Origin of the sequence: Haloparvum sedimenti (assembly GCF_001462205.1) — an archaeon.
Taxonomy (GTDB): Archaea; Halobacteriota; Halobacteria; order Halobacteriales; family Haloferacaceae; genus Haloparvum; species Haloparvum sedimenti.
This window is the reverse complement of the sequence record NZ_LKIR01000032.1, coordinates 1-1,291: the sequence shown is the minus strand read 5'-3', so window position 1 is coordinate 1,291 and position 1,291 is coordinate 1. Positions and strand designations below refer to the sequence as shown.

Below are 1,291 nucleotides of genomic sequence, written 5' to 3'. Positions count from 1 at the left end.
CCCCCGGGGCCGTCTGCAACTCCTCGAACACCCGCACGACCGCACTCGTCATGTCCGTGCCGTCGACGACCGCTTCGGCCAGACGTCGACTGATCGCCGCACGCGACCAGCCATCCACCCGCGTCGCGAGTCTGTCTGCCTCGGTGTTCACCGTCGCCAGTTCATCCTGGGAAAGTTCCGTGCGAGGATCATCCCGTTCGGGGTCGGCCATCGGGTCCACGCTCGCGGCACGCTTCTGGAACTCCCGCCGGCGCTGCTTGCTTCCTTGCGCGGCGACCTCCCGCGTGCGCTGCTCCCGACCGTCCTGCGTTCCCAGCTCGGCCTGGGCACTGATGCGTTCCAGTTCAGCTTCCCGCGCCCGAATGCGCTCCTCCTGTTCGAGGGTGACACCGTGAATCCGGTCCTCGCTCGTGTCCGCGATCCCGTCCGGGTGGTTCGCATCCACCTTCGCCTGCGTCTCCTGCTCGACCGCCGCCTCGAACTCCGGCATTTCGTCGACGACCGGGAACCCGTCCTCATCGACCGCCTGCTCGCCCGCTTTTTCGAATGCCTGTTCATCGACCGTAACGACCTTGCGACTCGAGTTGGTACTAGACATTGGGTACTCACCGTACCTGTGAAGGCGCTCACGCGCCGACACCGCGATGCTCCTACATCGCGGTTTTCCGACGACAACGACCGACAGAACCATCTGCGCGCTCTCGCTCGCGCCTTCGCGAGCGCCCTACCGGGCGCGAGCGAGAGCGCGCCTGCATGAGGTGACCCCCAACCAGCACCGCGCGCCGACCCGCCCGGAGCGAGCGACCAGCGGAGAAAGCGTGGGGGGTGAGCAGCCACGCCGCGCAACCCCCCGCGCTTTCCCGCTGGCGTCGAGGGCACATGCACTTTAGCCCGGCAGTCCGCCCGCTACTGCAGGCAGACCGCCCGGAATGGTCGGTCGCGAGCGACGCGGAGGGCGGCAGCGGCGAGCGGGGCGGGCCGCTACGTACTCACCGAAACCAGAATCGGTCAGAAGAGATTTCGAAGCCGCTCTTTCAACGGTTTGTACTGCCACCCGCAGCGATGGCATGTGAGATAGTCATCCTCATCGTATCGGCGGACATACGCCTGACAGTTGGAACACACTCCCTCTTCGGAGGTGGTTTCGTAGTACTCCGATTTCTGCTGTGAGAACACGTGAATGTCCCGCCCATGAACGGACGAAACTGCGAGATAAACATAGTTGTCTCCCTGATAGACCTCCCGATCAGCGTCAAACCCAGCAGACTGGTCGACGCCATCTGCTGTCGCG

At 64.8% G+C, this 1,291-nt stretch carries 2 protein-coding genes; both read right to left on the bottom strand.

Annotated elements, in window-relative coordinates; genetic code table 11:
• Positions 1 to 598, bottom strand: a 598-nt coding sequence (locus AN233_RS01605; protein ID WP_058365127.1) for a hypothetical protein, incomplete at its 3' end; no start/stop codon positions are given.
• Between the two features lie 410 nt (positions 599 to 1,008).
• Positions 1,009 to 1,291, bottom strand: a 283-nt coding sequence (locus tag AN233_RS17575; protein ID WP_218055035.1) for a hypothetical protein, incomplete at its 5' end; no start/stop codon positions are given.